Origin of the sequence: Granulicella tundricola MP5ACTX9, assembly GCF_000178975.2 — a bacterium.
Taxonomy (GTDB): domain Bacteria; phylum Acidobacteriota; class Terriglobia; order Terriglobales; family Acidobacteriaceae; genus Edaphobacter; species Edaphobacter tundricola.
This window is the reverse complement of record NC_015064.1, coordinates 3310790-3326435: the sequence shown is the minus strand read 5'-3', so window position 1 is coordinate 3326435 and position 15646 is coordinate 3310790. Positions and strand designations below refer to the sequence as shown.

Annotated in this window: 17 protein-coding genes; 8 read left to right on the top strand and 9 right to left on the bottom strand. The window is 61.2% G+C overall.

Features of this window, described 5'->3' with window-relative positions; all coding sequences use genetic code 11:
- Positions 1 to 84: 84 nt before the first annotated feature.
- Genes ACIX9_RS14295 through ACIX9_RS14285 form a run of 3 tightly spaced genes read right to left on the bottom strand, consistent with a single transcriptional unit; the run spans position 85 to position 1823 of the window.
- On the bottom strand, positions 85 to 378 hold the full coding sequence (locus tag ACIX9_RS14295; RefSeq protein WP_013581202.1) for a MoaD/ThiS family protein: 294 nt from the start codon (positions 376 to 378) through the stop codon (positions 85 to 87).
- A 37-nt stretch (positions 379 to 415) separates the two neighbouring features.
- Entirely contained in the window at positions 416 to 865 is a 450-nt protein-coding gene (locus tag ACIX9_RS14290) for a Mov34/MPN/PAD-1 family protein (protein ID WP_013581201.1), read from the bottom strand.
- 1 nt (position 866) lies between these two features.
- Complete coding sequence (locus tag ACIX9_RS14285) at positions 867 to 1823, bottom strand: PLP-dependent cysteine synthase family protein (RefSeq protein WP_013581200.1); 957 nt, start codon at positions 1821 to 1823, stop codon at positions 867 to 869.
- 80 nt (positions 1824 to 1903) lie between these two features.
- Here ACIX9_RS14285 and ACIX9_RS14280 point away from each other — a divergent pair, with 80 nt between their 5' ends.
- Positions 1904 to 2389 carry a hypothetical protein gene (locus ACIX9_RS14280; protein WP_013581199.1) on the top strand — a complete coding sequence of 162 codons (486 nt, stop codon included), beginning with the start codon at positions 1904 to 1906 and terminating at the stop codon, positions 2387 to 2389.
- A gap of 126 nt (positions 2390 to 2515) precedes the next feature.
- Here ACIX9_RS14280 and ACIX9_RS14275 read toward each other — a convergent pair whose 3' ends face one another.
- Positions 2516 to 3547 (bottom strand): M23 family metallopeptidase, encoded by a 1032-nt coding sequence (locus tag ACIX9_RS14275; RefSeq protein ID WP_013581198.1) that lies wholly within the window; start codon positions 3545 to 3547, stop codon positions 2516 to 2518.
- Positions 3548 to 3803: 256 nt separating this feature from the next.
- Here ACIX9_RS14275 and thiL point away from each other — a divergent pair, with 256 nt between their 5' ends.
- Complete coding sequence (gene thiL / locus ACIX9_RS14270; protein ID WP_013581197.1) at positions 3804 to 4700, top strand: thiamine-phosphate kinase; 897 nt, start codon at positions 3804 to 3806, stop codon at positions 4698 to 4700.
- A gap of 21 nt (positions 4701 to 4721) precedes the next feature.
- On the opposite strand, the gene ACIX9_RS14265 is transcribed toward thiL, so the two are convergent.
- Positions 4722 to 5957 (bottom strand): BamA/TamA family outer membrane protein, encoded by a 1236-nt coding sequence (locus ACIX9_RS14265; RefSeq protein ID WP_013581196.1) that lies wholly within the window; start codon positions 5955 to 5957, stop codon positions 4722 to 4724.
- Positions 5958 to 6044: 87 nt separating this feature from the next.
- Here ACIX9_RS14265 and ACIX9_RS14260 point away from each other — a divergent pair, with 87 nt between their 5' ends.
- Entirely contained in the window at positions 6045 to 7157 is a 1113-nt protein-coding gene (locus ACIX9_RS14260) for a cystathionine gamma-lyase (RefSeq protein WP_013581195.1), read from the top strand.
- Entirely contained in the window at positions 7154 to 7744 is a 591-nt protein-coding gene (locus ACIX9_RS14255) for a hypothetical protein (protein ID WP_013581194.1), read from the top strand. The genes ACIX9_RS14260 and ACIX9_RS14255 overlap by 4 nt, the downstream gene beginning before the upstream one ends.
- Here ACIX9_RS14255 and rsmD read toward each other — a convergent pair.
- Positions 7687 to 8298 carry a 16S rRNA (guanine(966)-N(2))-methyltransferase RsmD gene (gene rsmD, locus ACIX9_RS14250; protein WP_013581193.1) on the bottom strand — a complete coding sequence of 204 codons (612 nt, stop codon included), beginning with the start codon at positions 8296 to 8298 and terminating at the stop codon, positions 7687 to 7689. The two genes, ACIX9_RS14255 and rsmD, sit on opposite strands and share 58 nt — an antisense overlap.
- Before the next feature lie 34 nt (positions 8299 to 8332).
- Between rsmD and ACIX9_RS14245 the strand changes: the two genes are divergently transcribed.
- From ACIX9_RS14245 to ACIX9_RS14230, 4 genes are all read left to right on the top strand, one after another.
- Entirely contained in the window at positions 8333 to 9508 is a 1176-nt protein-coding gene (locus tag ACIX9_RS14245) for a CBS domain-containing protein (protein WP_013581192.1), read from the top strand.
- A gap of 11 nt (positions 9509 to 9519) precedes the next feature.
- Positions 9520 to 10398: a 16S rRNA (cytidine(1402)-2'-O)-methyltransferase gene (rsmI, locus tag ACIX9_RS14240; RefSeq protein ID WP_013581191.1), complete on the top strand. Its 879-nt coding sequence runs from the start codon at positions 9520 to 9522 to the stop codon at positions 10396 to 10398.
- Between the two features lie 112 nt (positions 10399 to 10510).
- Positions 10511 to 12889, top strand: a complete 2379-nt coding sequence (locus ACIX9_RS24845; protein WP_232298722.1) for a PAS domain-containing sensor histidine kinase — start codon at positions 10511 to 10513, stop codon at positions 12887 to 12889.
- Positions 12890 to 13036: 147 nt separating this feature from the next.
- Positions 13037 to 13300: a hypothetical protein gene (locus tag ACIX9_RS14230; RefSeq protein ID WP_013581189.1), complete on the top strand. Its 264-nt coding sequence runs from the start codon at positions 13037 to 13039 to the stop codon at positions 13298 to 13300.
- Between the two features lie 4 nt (positions 13301 to 13304).
- Here ACIX9_RS14230 and fabG read toward each other — a convergent pair whose 3' ends face one another.
- From fabG to ACIX9_RS14215, 3 genes are all read right to left on the bottom strand, one after another.
- Positions 13305 to 14051 (bottom strand): 3-oxoacyl-[acyl-carrier-protein] reductase, encoded by a 747-nt coding sequence (fabG, locus tag ACIX9_RS14225; protein WP_013581188.1) that lies wholly within the window; start codon positions 14049 to 14051, stop codon positions 13305 to 13307.
- Positions 14052 to 14193: 142 nt separating this feature from the next.
- On the bottom strand, positions 14194 to 14721 hold the full coding sequence (locus ACIX9_RS14220) for a DUF4142 domain-containing protein (RefSeq protein ID WP_013581187.1): 528 nt from the start codon (positions 14719 to 14721) through the stop codon (positions 14194 to 14196).
- A 109-nt stretch (positions 14722 to 14830) separates the two neighbouring features.
- Complete coding sequence (locus tag ACIX9_RS14215; protein WP_049789304.1) at positions 14831 to 15613, bottom strand: YqjF family protein; 783 nt, start codon at positions 15611 to 15613, stop codon at positions 14831 to 14833.
- Between the last annotated feature and the right edge of the window lie 33 nt (positions 15614 to 15646).

The following is a 15646-nucleotide window of genomic DNA, read 5'->3' as shown; positions in this document are numbered from 1 at the left end:
TGAGCTTTCGCTCAGAACCTCCGTATTGGCTTTTGCTTTTGTATTTGCTTGTTCTTGGAACTCACACAAGAAGGGGAGAAAGGTCTAGAGACAACAACAGCAACAACAACCACCTGCGATCGAGGGGATGATCGTCAGTTCATCGGCGTCCGTGACAGCCGTCTGGTCCTTCTGCGGCAGGTACCGCAGGTCTTCATCATTGAGGTAAACATTCACAAACGAGCGCAGATTGCCGTCCGCCGCAAACAGGTTGGTCTTCAACCCCGGATGCGCCTCGACCAGCGCGTGCAAAGCCCCCGCGACGTTCGTCGCATTGACCTCCACACTCTCCTTCTGGTCCGTATAAGCGCGCAACGGCGTGGGTACATGAATCTTCATTTCAAAACTTCCTTTCGGCACCTCTGTATAAAAAGTATCAGGCCGTAGCTTCAGCCATCAAAATCTCAATCGCCTCATCGGCAAAACTCTTGTCGTCCTCACCCGTCCCCTGCAGCAGAAACGAGTTCGTGATTTCGGCATTCCCACCCGCTACGCGGGTAATGACATACGAGCAGCCAATCCAATGGGCCTCTGCGATATCCGTCGCAGACCACATCGCCGGATGGTCCGGGTGCGAGTGATAGAACCCCACAATATCCAGCCCGGCATTCCGGGCCTGCCGCTGAATCTTGATCAGCTCGCCCGGTGCGATGTTGTATCGATTATGCGCTGAATCCGTCCGCGTATTGCCAGCTCGCACAACCTCCCGCACCTCGTTTGCGCCGTCCGCAGCCTTGCCCAGCAGAACCCCGCAGCACTCATGCGGATAGGTCTCCTGCCCATGCGCTCGCAGCGCCTCGTACTCCTTGAAATTGATCTTCAGCACGTTACCCTTCCTGCCAGAACCGCTCGGACATGTACTTCTCAGCCGAGTCGCACAAAATCGTCACCACCACAGCCTCACGCCCGGCCTTGTACTCGCGCTCCGCAATCTCCAGCGCCGCAGCCACAGCACCGCCGGCCGAGACTCCAACCAGCAGTCCGCTCTTCCGCGCCAGCCGCAGGCACATCTTGTAAGCCCGCTCCGTCTCCAGGTCGATGTTCGCATCCGCCAGCGCTGGGTCATAGATCTTCGGCACGATGGCGGTCGCCATATGCTTCAGACCCTCAAGCCCGTTGAACGCAGAGTCCGGCTGCATGGAGATGCACTCGATCTCAGGATTCAGCTCCTTCAGCCGCCGGGTCGTTCCCATGAACGTACCGCTCGTCCCAAGTCCTGCTACGAAGTGCGTAATCTGTCCTTCCGTCTGCTTCCAGATCTCGTTCGCGGTGGTATGGTAGTGGCTCTTCCAGTTGTTCTCGTTGGAATACTGGTCCGCGTAAAAATACCGCTCAGGCTCAGCCGCCACCATCTCCCTGGCCTTCCGGATCGCGCCATCCGACCCGTCCGCCGGGTTCGTCCAGACAATCTCCGCTCCGTAAGCCGCAAGGTACTTCTTCCGCTCCTGGCTCACGTTGGAAGGCATGCAGAGCGTCACCGGAAACCCCAGCGCCGCGCCCAGCATGGCATACGCAATCCCTGTATTGCCGCTCGTAGCATCGAGCAGCCCCTGCACTGAGCCATCAGCCCTGCGCCCCAGGACGCCACGCCGCATCGCATCGCCCACAATCGCGGATGCCGCCCGATCCTTTACGCTACCGCCGGGATTGGCCCACTCCGCCTTGCCCAGGATCTGGACCCCCGGCATATCGAGCGTCAGCTCATCCAGCCGCACCAGCGGCGTATTCCCGATGCGCTCCAGCAGCCCGGTCCCCAATGTCGTTGTTGCGGTCATCGTCGGCATCAAAATCCTTGTGTCCACTCCATCCGCGTCTCGTTGAGCTTCCTCGGCGGATGTGCGACAGTTATCTCAGAGTCTAACTTATGGCAAAAAAATCGCAGTCCAGAACCTTCAACGACGTCCTCGCCCTGCTCGGCAGCCAGAAATTTGATGTTGCAGCCGCCCACGAAGGTGCACGCAGAACCGCAGGTGCCGTTCGTATCTCCAAATACGGCTGCGCCGCAGAGATCGCCGCAGCAACCATCGCCCCCGCGGCCTTCGACGGAGCCGCCTCCATGAGCGCTTCGTCCAAGCCCAGCGGCTCGTCCGCCATGATGCTCGCTCGACCGGGCTGGCTCCTCAACGGCGAAATTACCCGCCTCGTCGACAAGGGCTACCAGAAGTTTCTCAAATCCACCAAGCTTGAGATCCCGGCCACCGCCGACCATCTCCGCGCCCTCCACGACTTCACCACGGAGCTCAACGCCGCCACCGGCGAGATGAACCTCTTCAACGAAAGCCTCGGCACCACCAGCGACAAGTACGAGTACGACCGTGTCCTGGGCCGCCCCGACCAGCCCGTCCACTAGTCGCGCACCCTCCAAAATAAGTGACCGCTCGTTGCAACTCGGTAAACAGGTCTGGACCAAGTCCAGACCTAAGCCCTTTCAATTGAAGACTTTAGATACTTGGCCCGGTAGGGTCCAATCCTCGAGCTACAATCCCGCCGGAGTTCCCGATCCAAACTCAGCCAGCGTCATCCGCAGATACTTGTGCGGATTCACCGCCGTCCCGTTGATCCGGACCTCGTAGTGCACATGGTTGCCCGTCGTCCGGCCCGTGTGTCCGATGTAGCCAATCACATCTCCACGCGACACGGTCTGCCCCGCAGTCACGGCAAACCCGCTCATATGCCCGTACCGCGTTCTAACCCCATGTCCATGGTCGACCTCCACTAGCCGCCCATACCCATTCACCCAGTCCACCGACGTCACCACCCCGTCCGCCGTCACATGGATCGGAGTCCCCAGCGGCCCGGAGATATCCAGACCGGGGTGGAACTCGCCATCCCCATTGCCCAGGATCGGATCTTCCCGTTCCCCGAAGCTGCTTGTGATGGGTCCCGTCACCGGCCAAAGCGTAGGAGCAAACGCCGCTGCGGTCAGGGCATTGCCCTCAAACAGATCATGCCCCGGCATCAGTGGGTTGCGAATCCGCCCGACGTCGCTCGGTCCCGTCAGAAACCGGGCCGTATCCCCGCTCATTGCATTCGTCCTCAGCGCATAGAACGAGTCCAGCGACTTGTAGTAAGCGTCATACGTCATCGCTGCCGGTGCATCCTTCAGCGGAGCAGTCCCCGGTGCCGGAGCCTTGGCCGCCACATCCTTGATCTTGCCCCCGCCACCCCGAACCGCCGTCAGCTTGTTCGCCGTCATCCCGTACAAAGAAGAGATCTCTGTCGCCAGCGCACCCAGCGACGCAGCCTGCACATCCTTCTGCTTCGCCTGGATCTCCAGGCTCGCATAGTCCTTCCGCAGCGTGTCCTGATCGTGCCGGAGCTGGTTGAAACGGGCCGTCTTGATCAGCATCCGCGAGTACGACCCGGCCATCCCCGTGATCGTAAACATACCGATCGCCGCCGCCGCCACAAACACGTACGCGTACCTCAGCGGGACGGGAACCTTCTGGATCGTCCCATCTTCATCGCGACTGACAAACAGGATGTAGAAGCGCTTCTTTGAACTCAAAACCAAACCTTGTGCCCTGATTTAGCCACGCAACCGCCTGGGCTGACGCAACATAAGCAGAGACGATGTCGGCGGCCAGGACGTTTCACTCAATCCCGCTATTCAAATGACATTCGCAAAATGCCATTCCCGATTCTCGCAACTGCATGGGCTTACTACACCAAGGTAACAACATCCGTAACCGACAGCAACCAACTTCCGTCCCAGGGCATCCCCTTTCCGCGCCATCCCCTGTGAGTAAATGGGAACAGACTCCATGCCACCTCCCTCAGAACTCAACATCATCGACCGCATCCGCCGTCTAGCCGGCCCCACCACCTCTCGCACCCTGCGTCTCGGCATCGGCGACGACTGCGCCATCCTCACCCCGCCCCCCGGTCACGAGATCCTCGTCACCACGGATTTTTCGCTTGAAAATCGCCACTTCCGCCGCGACTGGCACACCCCCCAATCCGCCGGCCACCGGACCCTCGCCCGCGGCCTGTCCGACCTCGCGGCCATGGGTGCCACTCCCCTGGCTGCGTTCCTCTCCATAGCCCTCCCCGTGGACTACGACCCCAAGTGGCTCGATGGCTATCTCAAAGGCCTCCTTGCCCTCGCCAAAGCCCACAAAGTCCCCCTCGCCGGCGGCGACACCGCCCAGGCTCCCGGCCCTCACATCCTCGCCGACATCGTCCTTCTGGGCCACGCCCCCCGGGGCCGCTCCCTGCGCCGCAGCACCGCCCGCCCCGGCGACAAGATCTACGTCACCGGCCCCCTGGGTGGCTCCGCAGCCCAGCTAGCCAATCTTGACTTTTCATCAGGTCCCCAAACCTTCCCTCAACCCCGCCTCAATCTCGGCCAGACCCTACTCCGCCGCAAGCTAGCCACCGCCTGCATCGACCTATCCGACGGCCTCTCCACCGATCTCACCCATCTCTGCAAAGCCTCCGGCGTCGGCGCAGCCATTCACTCCGAACTTATCCCCATCCACCCCACAGCCACCCTCACCCAAGCCCTCCACGGCGGCGAGGACTACGAACTCCTGTTCACCTCTGCCCAAAAAATCCCCCAAAGCCTAGCCACTCAAATTGGCGAAATCACTGACAGAAAAATCCTCCTCGACAACAAAACCCTAAAACCCCAGGGCTGGCAGCACTTCACGAACAACTAAACTGCAGATGCTGAACTGCTTTTACCGTTTCCCCGGACAGGTAAACATCACATCTACCTCATGCGTCTTTTGATCTTTCTGCAATCCCATCCGCAGCGGTGAGCCATTACATATGGTCCGCATCGCAGTCGTGCCCAACGCGCCAATGGCACTCCTGTCGTAAAGCGACCCCGGAACCAGCGTAAAGCTCTTCCGCACCTCTGCATCCTGTTGCTCCGTCAGCCCCGGAGTCTTAAGCGCGTGGAACCGGTATGACTCACCGGCCACAGTGCGGAAGACATAGCTCACCGTGTGCGCCGCATCGTTCTTCGTCGCGTCCACGGATGTCTTCTCATCCAGATATCCGTGTCCCTCAAACACCTGTCCCAGCCTGGCCACCGTGCTCATCACCTCAATCCGTGACGCTGGTGCTCCCGCCTTCAATTGATTTGCCTTTTTCAGATCCCCTCGGTCGACCCGGGGCTCAGCCGCCGGAGCCGTCACCTGCCCAACGATATACAGCGCTCCAACCTGCGCCTCCCCCGTTAGATCGACAGAAATCCTTTCGGCCGACACCACAGGCGCGCCATGACCGATTGTGCCCATCGAGAAATTCACATAGCCCAGGTCCTGATACGTATCCATCAGGTTCGTCCGGAGTGCCTCCCCTGACTGTCCTTCCGTATACGGCGACCCCAGAATCCGATCGCGGACGGTCGCCAACTTCGCATCCTTCCCCAGATCGACTCCTGCCACCGCAATCTTCCCCACTACGACCTCCGGACTCGCAATGCTGTACTTCAAATCGCCTTCAGCCCCTCCGATTGAGGTGACCGTCGCATGAATCCCACGCTCCTGCAAAATCCCCTCAAGCGCACGCGCCACTTGCTGCTCCATCTCCCCCGTATTCGGCACTGTGCCGTTGAAGGCCGGCAGCCGCTGATGAACCTTCGTGTTCAAATCTTCCGGCGTGTCGATGACGAAGTTCGTATACGTCACCTTCCTCGCCTGCGAGCCCGCAATCGCCTCCAACGTAATGTGCAGGACCTGTCCATCTGTCTTGTAATTGATCTTAGAAAAGAAGCCTGTATCGTCCAGCTTATGCAGCGCCGTCTGCAGGTCGCCGTTTGTAACTGCTTTACTTGTACTTAACCCGCTCATTGCCAGCAACTCCGCCTGGCTATACTGCGAGGCTCCTTCAAACATGATGGTCTTGAACGTGTAAGTCTGCGCCATCAGAGGCGCGCACCAAAGCAGGAGAACCAGCAAAAATTTCATGCGGGCAGGATAACAGTTACGGATACGAAAACTAGTAACCCTTGAGTGCCGAGCCTCCTCAACCGCTCCAAGTTATCCTGAACATCCATGCACCCCGAAACAAAACTCCTCCACGCCGCCCTAACCCCCGCAACCGCCGGCGAGCCCCTCCACGCCGGCCCCGTGTTCGCCACCGCCTTCCACACCCCCGGCGACCCGGCCCAGGCCCCCTATACCTACGCCCGTTCCCACAATCCCACCTGGACCCATCTGGAATCCGCCATCAGCGGTCTTGAGCACCCAGAAGCCCAGACTCGCATCTTCGCCTCCGGTCTGGCAGCCGTCCACGCCGCGTTCGCCTCCACGCTCCGCCCGGGCGACACCATCGTCTTCCCCGACAACTGCTACTTCACCGCCCGCCAGCTCCTCCAGGAGCACTTCGCTCCCATTGGCGTATACCTTCGGCCAGTCCCGACCGCCCTCCTCACAGATCCCGCCACCCTCTCAGGAGCCCGCCTCCTTTGGCTTGAAACCCCTTCCAACCCCAACCTTGAGATCACCGACATACGAGCCGCTGTAGCCGTGGCTCATGCCGCCGGAGTTCTGGTCGCTGTCGATAACACCACCGCCACGCCCTACGCCCAGCAACCCCTGGCCCTCGGCGCAGACCTCTCTGTCTCCTCCGACTCCAAATCCCTTACCGGCCACTCCGATCTCCTCCTCGGCCACGTTTCTACGAGGGATTCGGCGCTAGCCGAGCGCATTGACCGCCACCGCACCCTCACCGGAGCCATCGCCGGCCCCATGGAGGCGTGGCTCGCGCTCCGCTCCCTTGCCACCCTCCCCCTGCGCCTCGACCGCACCTGCGCCAACGCCCAGGCGATAGCAGAGTTCCTGCAGACCCGCTTCGAGGTAACCGAGGTTCTTTACCCTGGCCTACCCACCCATCCCGGCCACTCCATAGCCGCCGCCCAGATGACCCACTTTGGCACGGTAGTCTGCTTCACTCTGCCGTCCGAACAGGCCGCCAACCAGTTCCTGACGAACTCAGCTCTCATCACGCAAGCCACCAGCTTTGGCGGCCAGGTCACCACCGCCGAACGCCGAGCCCGCTGGGGCCACGACCGCATCGCCCCCGGCTTCATCCGCCTCTCCGCCGGAGCCGAGCACCTAGCAGATCTCGTCGCCGACCTGTCACGGGCGTTGGATTCCATCAAATGACCTCTCCATCCACCTGGACCGCCCAAATTCTCACCACCCCACCCCTCATCGCTCCCGCCCGCCACTTCATCTACCCGCAGCAGATCCCCGGCGAAGAAGACGCCTTGGCACGAGGAGCTCTCAACCTCCTGATCCAGCCCGTCCAGGGCGGAACTTACCTCATCACCTGCGCTCTCGGATTCAAGGACCCGTCGCTCCCCACGGCCATCCACCCCTGTCCCAATCCAGACGAGATCTGCGCCATCGCCGGTGGCTATGCCTACCTCTCGAACACTCTGCACCCTGAAACCTGCACCCTGCTCCCCCTCAAGCCGGTTGTGGAGTTCCACCAAACCCCCGAAGCCCTGATCTTCATCGGCTTTCACACCATCATCGCCTGGGGAAGGGAAGGCCTACTTTGGCAGACGTTTCGCCTGAGCTACGAAGGCCTCAAGGTAACCGCCGTCACAGAAACCCTTATCGAAGGGCTTGGCTGGGACCTCATGACCGACAAAGAAATCCCCTTCGCGGTTGACCTAGCCACGGGCCATCACTCCGGAGGAGCATTTCCTCCATCAGCCACATCATCCACAGCAGGAAAGCCGTAAAACGCCAGCGAAGTCTCCCCCTGCTTATAAACCCTCGTCTGCACCAGCGCTCCATACCGCTCCGCCAGCTTGAACTTGCCTTTCGTCGCAAACTCGACGATCACCAGCCCGCCCGCAGCCAGCAAATTTCCGCGCCCAAGCGCTCCCAGCGTCTGCGAGTACTCCCCCTCCGCTTCATACGGTGGATCGATAAAAACCAGATCCATCGCCAACCCCAGCTTCTGAAAACGCCCCAGCAACCCCCCAGCGCCCTTCTCTTCGACCGTAAATTCCGTCCCCGAGACGCCTAGCTTGGCAAGGTTTCCCCGGAGCGACTTCAACGCCGGCGCAGCCTTCTCCCCGAACCAGCAATGCGTGGCACCCCGGCTGATCGCCTCGATCCCAACCGCACCCGTCCCTGCATACAGATCCGCAAACCGGCAGCCCCGCAGCTCCATCCGAGCCGCCAGAATGTTGAACATCGTCTCCCGCAGCCTGTCGCTCGTAGGCCTAATCTCCAGCCCCTCGGGAGCCGTCAAAGCTCTCGACCGATACTTTCCCGCAATAACCCTCATCCCCCCATCCTACCCAAACGCATACAATCGCAAGATGCTCGCGTGGTCCATCTCAATCGGCAGGGTCTTCGGCGTGCACATCCGCCTTCACGCCTTCTTCCTCCTCCTGCTCTTCCTTTGCCTGACCTGGTCCAGCTACATCGAGGCTAATATCCTTCGTGGCTTCGCCCTCTGGCTCCTTCTCATCCTCGCCGTCGTCCTCCGGGAGATCGCCCGCGCCCTGGCGGCTGCCTGGTTCTCGCTCGATCTCCGCGGTGTCCTGCTTCTCCCCACGGGCGGTATCCTCTCCTTCGCCGGTGCCGGTCCATCCCCCCGCATCCAGCGCCGCATGGCCCTCGTCGGCCCCATCACCAACGCCGTGGCCGGTCTCCTTTTCGCTGCCATCATCCTCACTATCTCCCCTCATCTCCAACTCATTGAGCCCCGCTGGGTCACCCCGCAGCACCTCCTCCGCACCCTCGTCTGGCTTAACATCCTGCTCGCCGCCGTCAATCTCCTGCCCGCCTGGCCGCTCGACGCAGGGCGCGCTCTCCGCACCCGCACCCCCCGTCCGGAATCGAGCCAAAACCTCGACCCCTCCTCCCCAAAGCCGCAGCCCACACGCCTCGCCCGCATTCGCCCTTCGGCCTTTCTGCCCCAGAATGCTTCCACCCGTCTCTTTGCCAGCCTCGGCTCCAGCATCGCCATCTTCCTGCTTCTCATGGGTGCCTTCAACCGCAATCCATGGCTCATCATGGCCGGCGTCGCAATCTTCATCGGCGCGCAGATCGAGCGTCAAGGCGTCCTCCTCCAGACTGGTCTCGACCAGGTCCTCGTCAAGGACGTCATGCTGACGGACTTCTCCGTCCTATCCGCCTCGGCCACACTCGAAGACGCACTTGAGCACGCCCGCCACTCCCTTCAGGACGTCTTTCCCGTGGTCCGCGGCGTTACCTTCGTCGGTGCCATCTCCCGCCAGACCATCCTTGACGCCCTCGACTCCGGTCCCAACTCCTACATCCAGGGGCTCATGTCCCGCACCTTCCAGATCGCCGCACCCACTGAGCCGCTGCCCGCCGCCATCAGCCGCATCTCCGGTCAGAACGCACAACTGGTACCGATCCTCGAAGGCGACCGCATCGTGGGCATTCTGACACCCCAGAACCTGAGCCGGGCCATGTCCATCCTCCCTCGTAAGCCGCTAACCTCCGCCCGCCAGTCCGAAAGCTAGTCCTGATCCCTATGGCCCTAGTCCCAGACGCCCCCATTGCCCCCGGCCTGTACCTCGTAGCCACCCCCATCGGCAACCTGGAGGACATCACCCTCAGAGCCCTTCGAGTCCTGCGCCAAGCCGATCGCATCGCCTGTGAAGACACGCGCACCACCTCCAAGCTTCTCCACCACTACGCCATCGAAACCCCCACCATCAGCTATCACCTCTTCAACGAGCAGTCGCGCACCGCAGAGCTTATCGCCGACCTCCAAGCCGGAGCCAAAATCGCGATCGTCTCCGACGCCGGAACCCCTGGCATAGCAGACCCAGGTGCACCCCTCGTCGTTGCCGCCGTCGCCGCCGGAATCGACGTCTTTCCCATCCCCGGCCCTAACGCCGCCCTCTCGGCTCTCATCGCCTCCGGCCTGCCCGCCGAATCCTTCACCTTCCACGGTTTCCTCCCGTCAAAATCCGGCCAACGCCGCAGCCAGCTTGAGAGCCTTCCCCGCGGTCCCATTACTCACATTTTTTACGAGTCCCCCCACCGCATTCTGGAAACCCTCGCCGATATCTCCAGCATCTTCACCCCATCTCAACCCGTAGTCCTCGCTCGCGAACTCACCAAGCTCCACGAAGAGTTCCTGCGCCTCCCCGTTTCGGAAGCCCTGGCTAGTCTGGCCGCCCGCCCTCAGGTCCGTGGAGAGTTCGTCCTCCTCCTGCATCTCCCCATCGCCGTCGGAACGGCAGAAGTTCGCCCCCAGACCATCGCCCAGGCCGTCAAAGCCCTTATGAAGTTGGAATCCATTCCCGAAATGGACGCCCTCAAGCGCGTCGCCCGCGACCGCGGCATAGGAAAATCCGAAGCCTATCGAGAATTTCAGCGAGAAACCTCCCGCCCCCGCAAATAAAGTGCCGATAAGTTCCAGTATGAGGAACGGACAAGACAATTCCATCCTGAGCCACTCCCCCAAAAGTCTCACGTCCGATATCCTCACATTTGCATCCAAGTTTTCTAACCAGATGACAGGCCCCGACCACAATCATGCACACCAGCACCTAAACGGCATGGTGACTCCCGCCGCCCGCATCATGGGCACCGGGGAGATGGCCGCACTCATCCGTGACTTTAACTGGGCCGCCACTCCCCTTGGCCCCATCGAGAGCTGGTCCCCCACCCTCCTCTCCACCGTCAACCTCATGCTCTCCACCCGGGTCCCCATGCAACTCCTCTGGGGCCCGGACATGGTCCTCCTCTACAACGATGAGTTCAAGGGCTTCTACGCAGACCGCCATCCTGCCGCTCTCGGCCAGATCGGCCGCGTCTTCTGGAAAGAGGTCTGGTTCAGCGTCGCCGATGAGCTCCTTGATGTCATGCAGAACGGAACCGCCCACGTCCACGATCAGACTCTCCTCCCCATCCTCCGCAACGGCCGAATGGAGGATGTCTACTGGAGCTACAGCTACAATCCCATCTTCCTCCCCGACGGCTCCGTAGGCGGCGTCCTCAACGTCAGCCAGGACATCACCCAGCAAGTCCTCGTAGAGCGTCACCTCCGCGACTCCGAGGCTCGAGCTCTCCGCATCCTCCAGAGCATCGGGGACGCCGTGGTCGTCACCGATGCCAACGGCTGCGTCCAGCGCATGAACCCAGTCGCGGAAGACCTCACGGGCTGGCCCATCCATGAAGCCATCGGCATGCCACTCGCCCAGGTCTTTTACATCGTCAGTCAGTCCACTCGCAAGAAAGTCGAATCCCCCATCGACAAGGTCAAGCGTCTCGGCACCGTGGTTGGCCTTGCCAACCACACCATCCTCATCCGCCGCGATGGCTCCGAGATACATATCGACGACTCCGGTGCACCGATACGCGATGAATCCGGCACCCTCACCGGCATGGTCCTCGTCTTCCGCAACATTGATGAGCGTTACGCAGCCGAGCAGGAGCGCGAAGCCCTCTCCGCCCGCCTCACTCAGGTCCTTGAAGCCACCACTGATGGCGTCGTAACTATCGACCGCAACTGGATCGTCACCTACATCAACGCCCAGGGGGCCCGCAGCGTTGCCAACAAAGGCAACGTCATCGGCACCAATCACTGGAAGACGTTCCCCGAAGCCGTCTATGAAGGTTCCCCGTACGTCTATCACTACCATCGTGCTATGGAGCAGGGAATTCCTGCCGAGTTTGAGGCCTACTATCCAGACCCGCTCGACATCTTCGCCCACGTCACGGTTCGCCCCAGCCCTGACGGCATCGTCCTCTTCTTTCGGGACGTCACCGCAGAAAGACGTGCCGAGCGCTCTCTCAAGGAAAGCCAACTCTCCCTCGCCCGCAGCGAATCCGAACTCCGCCTCATCACCGATACCGTCCCAGCTTTCATTGCTTACGTTGGCCTGGACGGACGTTATCTCCGCGTTAACCGAACCTTTGAAGACTCCTTCGGCCATCCCGCCGCCTACTTCGTCGGTAAGACCCTTGCAGAGATCATCGGCCCGGATGCACCGGAGATCCTCCGCTCCCGCGGCCAGGCCGCCCTTGCCGGCCATCCCCAGCACTTTGAGACTGTCATCCCGACCCTCAACGGTCCGCGCACCGTCTCTATCAACCAGATTCCTGACTTTGACGAGCAGGGAAGTGTCCGCGGTGTTGTCGTCCAGGCTATGGACATCACGGACCGCAAACGCTCGGATGAAGCCCTTATCCAGAGTGAAAAACTAGCCGCTGTCGGCCGTCTGGCTGCCTCCATCGCGCACGAGATCAACAACCCTCTCGAGTCCGTCACGAACCTCATCTATCTCGCACGCACTACCGACGATCACGACACCGCCAACGAGTTTCTCGAAACCGCCGACCGCGAACTCCGCCGCGCCGCCGCCATCACCAACCAGACTCTGCGTTTCCATCGCCAGTCCACCAGCCCCGCCGAGGCCACCTGTCTGGAGCTCTTTGAGAGTGTTCTCTCCATTCAGCAGGGCCGCATCGTCAACTCGAATATCACCCTTGAAAAACGCAAGCGCGCCCACACTCCTGTCCGCTGCTTCGTCGGAGAGATTCGCCAGGTCCTCAACAATCTCGTCGGCAACGCCATCGACGCTATGCACCCTGAAGGCGGCCGTCTCCTCCTTCGCAGCCGCGAAGCGATCCATCATCCCACTGGCCGTCGCGGCCTGGTCCTGACTGTAGCCGACAGCGGCCCCGGCATGTCCTCTCACACCTTCGCTCGCGCCTTCGAGCCTTTCTACACCACCAAGGACATAGGAGGCACCGGCCTCGGCCTCTGGATTAGCAAGGAGATCATTGCCCGTCATAGCGGCATCATCTCGCTCCGCACCAGCCAGCGCCTGGGCCACTCCGGCACCGTCTTCACCGTCTTCCTCCCCTTTGAAGCCGCATCTCGCTAGGCCCTCGCAGAGTTTTCTACGCTGGACGCACCCAGGTTGAATGCACTAGCTCCCCAGACTTCGTCCGAGCTGCAACGAAGATAATGCTGTGATCAACGGACATGCGATTGGCGAGATTGCATCTTATCTGATCAGGGGTGCACGTTCATGAGCTTGTTTCGGTTGCAGATCACTTTGTCTGGGGACGATGCGGGCAAGTTGGAGCGGCTGAGGACAGTGCTCGAAGGGTGCAGGGCGGTGGGAAGTACCATGACCAGCGAAAGCCCTGTCGATTCCCTCGTGTTCTATACCGAAGCGGCGGACTCCGAGACCAATGTGAGCCAGTTTTATACGGATCTGATCCATACGGCGGTGGATGAAGACGCCACGGTCGAGATACTTGAAATGGGTCTAGAGCAGGGCGCGGCTTGACTGCCTAGCCCATGTACATGCCACCGTTGACGTCGAGGGTGTGGCCGGTAATGTAGGAGGCTCCTTCGGAGGCAAGGAAGGCTACGGCGTGAGCGATGTCTGCGTCCGTGCCCGCGCGTGCGAGGGGAATGTGCTGGGTCATGGCGGCGCGCTGAGCGTCGGTGAGGACGGCGGTCATGGCGGTTTCGATGTAACCGGGGGCTACTGCGTTCACGGTGATCGTGCGGCTGGCTAACTCTCTGGCCAAAGATTTTGTGAGGCCGATGAGGCCGGCTTTGGAGGCGGCGTAGTTGGCCTGGCCTGCGGCTCCGACCTCTCCGACGACCGAGGTGATGTTGATGACGCGGCCCCAGCGCTGCTTCAGCATGGACTGCATGCAGGCCTGGGTGAGGAGGAAGGCTCCGGTAAGGTTGGTTCCGAGGACTTCGTCCCAGTCTGAGCGCTTCATGCGGAGGGTGAGCATGTCGCGGGTGATTCCGGCGTTATTGACGAGGATTTCTACGCGGCCGAAGTGCTCCTGGACGGCTTTGGCGCAGGACTTGATGGAGGTCTCGTCGGAGACGTCCAGGGCGAAGGCGTGCGCGGTGCCGCCGAGTGCGGTGATTTCGGCTGCCACTTCTTCAAGCTTTGAGAGGGTTCGGGCGGCGAGGGCGACGTGTGCGCCCTGGGCGGCGAGTGCGAGGGCGCAGGCTCGGCCTATGCCTTGCGAGGCTCCGGTGACGAGGGCGATGCGGGGGGAGAGGTCAGACAACGGTGAGGCTCCTTGCGCGCTTTATGAATGTGCTTGTTGCGGCTAGGAGAAATTATACGGAGGGTTTACGTGGTGAGGTGAAAGTTTGGTGGAACCCACGTCTCAGAGTCGAGACGTGGGGCACCCATCCTTATGGTGGTCCTTACATGCCGGGTTTGGCTGGGACGGGTATGTTCATCTTCTGGGCGATGCCGTCGATCATGACGGTGTGCTGGAGGATGACCTCGCGGCCCTTGGCGACGGTGGCCTTGAGGTCGGGGTTGGCGGTGGTGTCGCGTTCTTTGGTGAAGTCTGCGAGATCCTTGTGGTGGTCGTCGACCATGGTCGTGATGTAGTCCTTATCGAAGGATTGGCCCTTCTTGCCGGAGAGGCGGTCGTACTCGTCCTTTTCGGCGCGGTCGAGCTTGGACGGCGGGGGGACGCCCATCTTGTCTGCGAAGGGCTTCATGGTCTGGATGAGCATGGAGTGGTCGTCAATCATCTTCTGGGCGAAGTGGCGGACCTCTGGGTTCTGGGAGTTCTGGAGGGCGAGTTTGCCCATCTGGACCTCGGCGAGGGAACCTGCGCCGGAGTCTTCTACGAACTTTTTGTCCTGGTGGGATGTATCGGCGGCGTGGGCGGCGAGGGGGAGGATTGTGGCCAGGGCGAGGGATGCGATGGTGAGTTTCATGTGGGGCTCCTTGTGAGTTTCAGGGCTCCGGGTCTGGTCGTGCGAGGCCTGCGGGGCTTTCGTGGTGTATGGAGTGGTGGATGGGGGGATTTAGTTGTATTTGGGGAGGTTATAGATCGGGTTGGAGGGACCAGATGTAGACGTCGAGGGAGCTGGAGAAGTGGAGGATAGGTGGGGTGTCGTGGGGGAGCGTCAGGTTATGGGCTTGGGGGAGTTCATCGGTGCGGATGTCGGCTTCGGCGGATTGGAGGGGCCAGGGGAGGTGGTGGATGTCGCCGCGTAGGACGCAGTTGCGGAAGGTGGTGAAGAGGCAGTACCGCTCGGTGAGAAAGGCAGCCAAGGAGCCGGGGGTGCTGAGGGTGACGGGGCCGGTGGGTCTGAAGGTGGCTTCAAAGCGGGGGTTGCTGGAGGTGAGTTGGCGGCGGCTGACGTAGTGGGTTTGATCGGGGATGGTGATGCTGGGGGTGCGGTTGATATCGGCGAAATAGTAAGGGAGGTGGAAGAGGGTACGGGCGCCGATGACGGCGAGGGGGCTGGAGCAATCGAGTGAGAAGAAGTAGATGCCGCAGAGGCCGGTGCGGGGAGAGCGGACGTAGGTGCGGAGATTGAGCTCTGAGAAGATGCGGGTGGTGGGGATGGAGAGGGTGCTGTCGCCGATGGTGCGGTTTTCTACCTGGTCCATCCAGAAGGGGACTACTCCGAGCCAGGCTTGACCGTCGAAGGTGTCAAGTTCGAGGCCGGTGGGGATGAGGGGGGCCATCTGGGACGGCGGGATGGGGTAGTGGGCGAAGAGGAGATCGTTCCAGCGCTGCTTCATGCGCCAGGGGCGGGTGGGCAGGGGATACGGGCGGTGTGCCATGTGGTCGAGCGAGTTTTCGGGCGAGTCTTCCACTTAAGGGTCTGATGCCGAGTTATATGCTGGTGG

Excerpts from the sequence above, each read along its gene's own strand:
- ACIX9_RS14295 (WP_013581202.1), bottom strand. The coding sequence starts at position 378 with ATGAAGATTCATGTACCCACGCCGTTGCGCGCTTATACGGACCAGAAG.
- ACIX9_RS14285 (WP_013581200.1), bottom strand. The coding sequence starts at position 1,823 with ATGCCGACGATGACCGCAACAACGACATTGGGGACCGGGCTGCTGGAG.
- ACIX9_RS14280 (WP_013581199.1), top strand. The coding sequence starts at position 1,904 with ATGGCAAAAAAATCGCAGTCCAGAACCTTCAACGACGTCCTCGCCCTG.
- thiL (WP_013581197.1), top strand. The coding sequence starts at position 3,804 with ATGCCACCTCCCTCAGAACTCAACATCATCGACCGCATCCGCCGTCTA.
- ACIX9_RS14265 (WP_013581196.1), bottom strand. The coding sequence starts at position 5,957 with ATGAAATTTTTGCTGGTTCTCCTGCTTTGGTGCGCGCCTCTGATGGCG.
- ACIX9_RS14260 (WP_013581195.1), top strand. The coding sequence starts at position 6,045 with ATGCACCCCGAAACAAAACTCCTCCACGCCGCCCTAACCCCCGCAACC.
- ACIX9_RS14255 (WP_013581194.1), top strand. The coding sequence starts at position 7,154 with ATGACCTCTCCATCCACCTGGACCGCCCAAATTCTCACCACCCCACCC.
- rsmD (WP_013581193.1), bottom strand. The coding sequence starts at position 8,298 with ATGAGGGTTATTGCGGGAAAGTATCGGTCGAGAGCTTTGACGGCTCCC.
- ACIX9_RS14245 (WP_013581192.1), top strand. The coding sequence starts at position 8,333 with ATGCTCGCGTGGTCCATCTCAATCGGCAGGGTCTTCGGCGTGCACATC.
- rsmI (WP_013581191.1), top strand. The coding sequence starts at position 9,520 with ATGGCCCTAGTCCCAGACGCCCCCATTGCCCCCGGCCTGTACCTCGTA.
- ACIX9_RS24845 (WP_232298722.1), top strand. The coding sequence starts at position 10,511 with ATGACAGGCCCCGACCACAATCATGCACACCAGCACCTAAACGGCATG.
- ACIX9_RS14230 (WP_013581189.1), top strand. The coding sequence starts at position 13,037 with ATGAGCTTGTTTCGGTTGCAGATCACTTTGTCTGGGGACGATGCGGGC.
- ACIX9_RS14220 (WP_013581187.1), bottom strand. The coding sequence starts at position 14,721 with ATGAAACTCACCATCGCATCCCTCGCCCTGGCCACAATCCTCCCCCTC.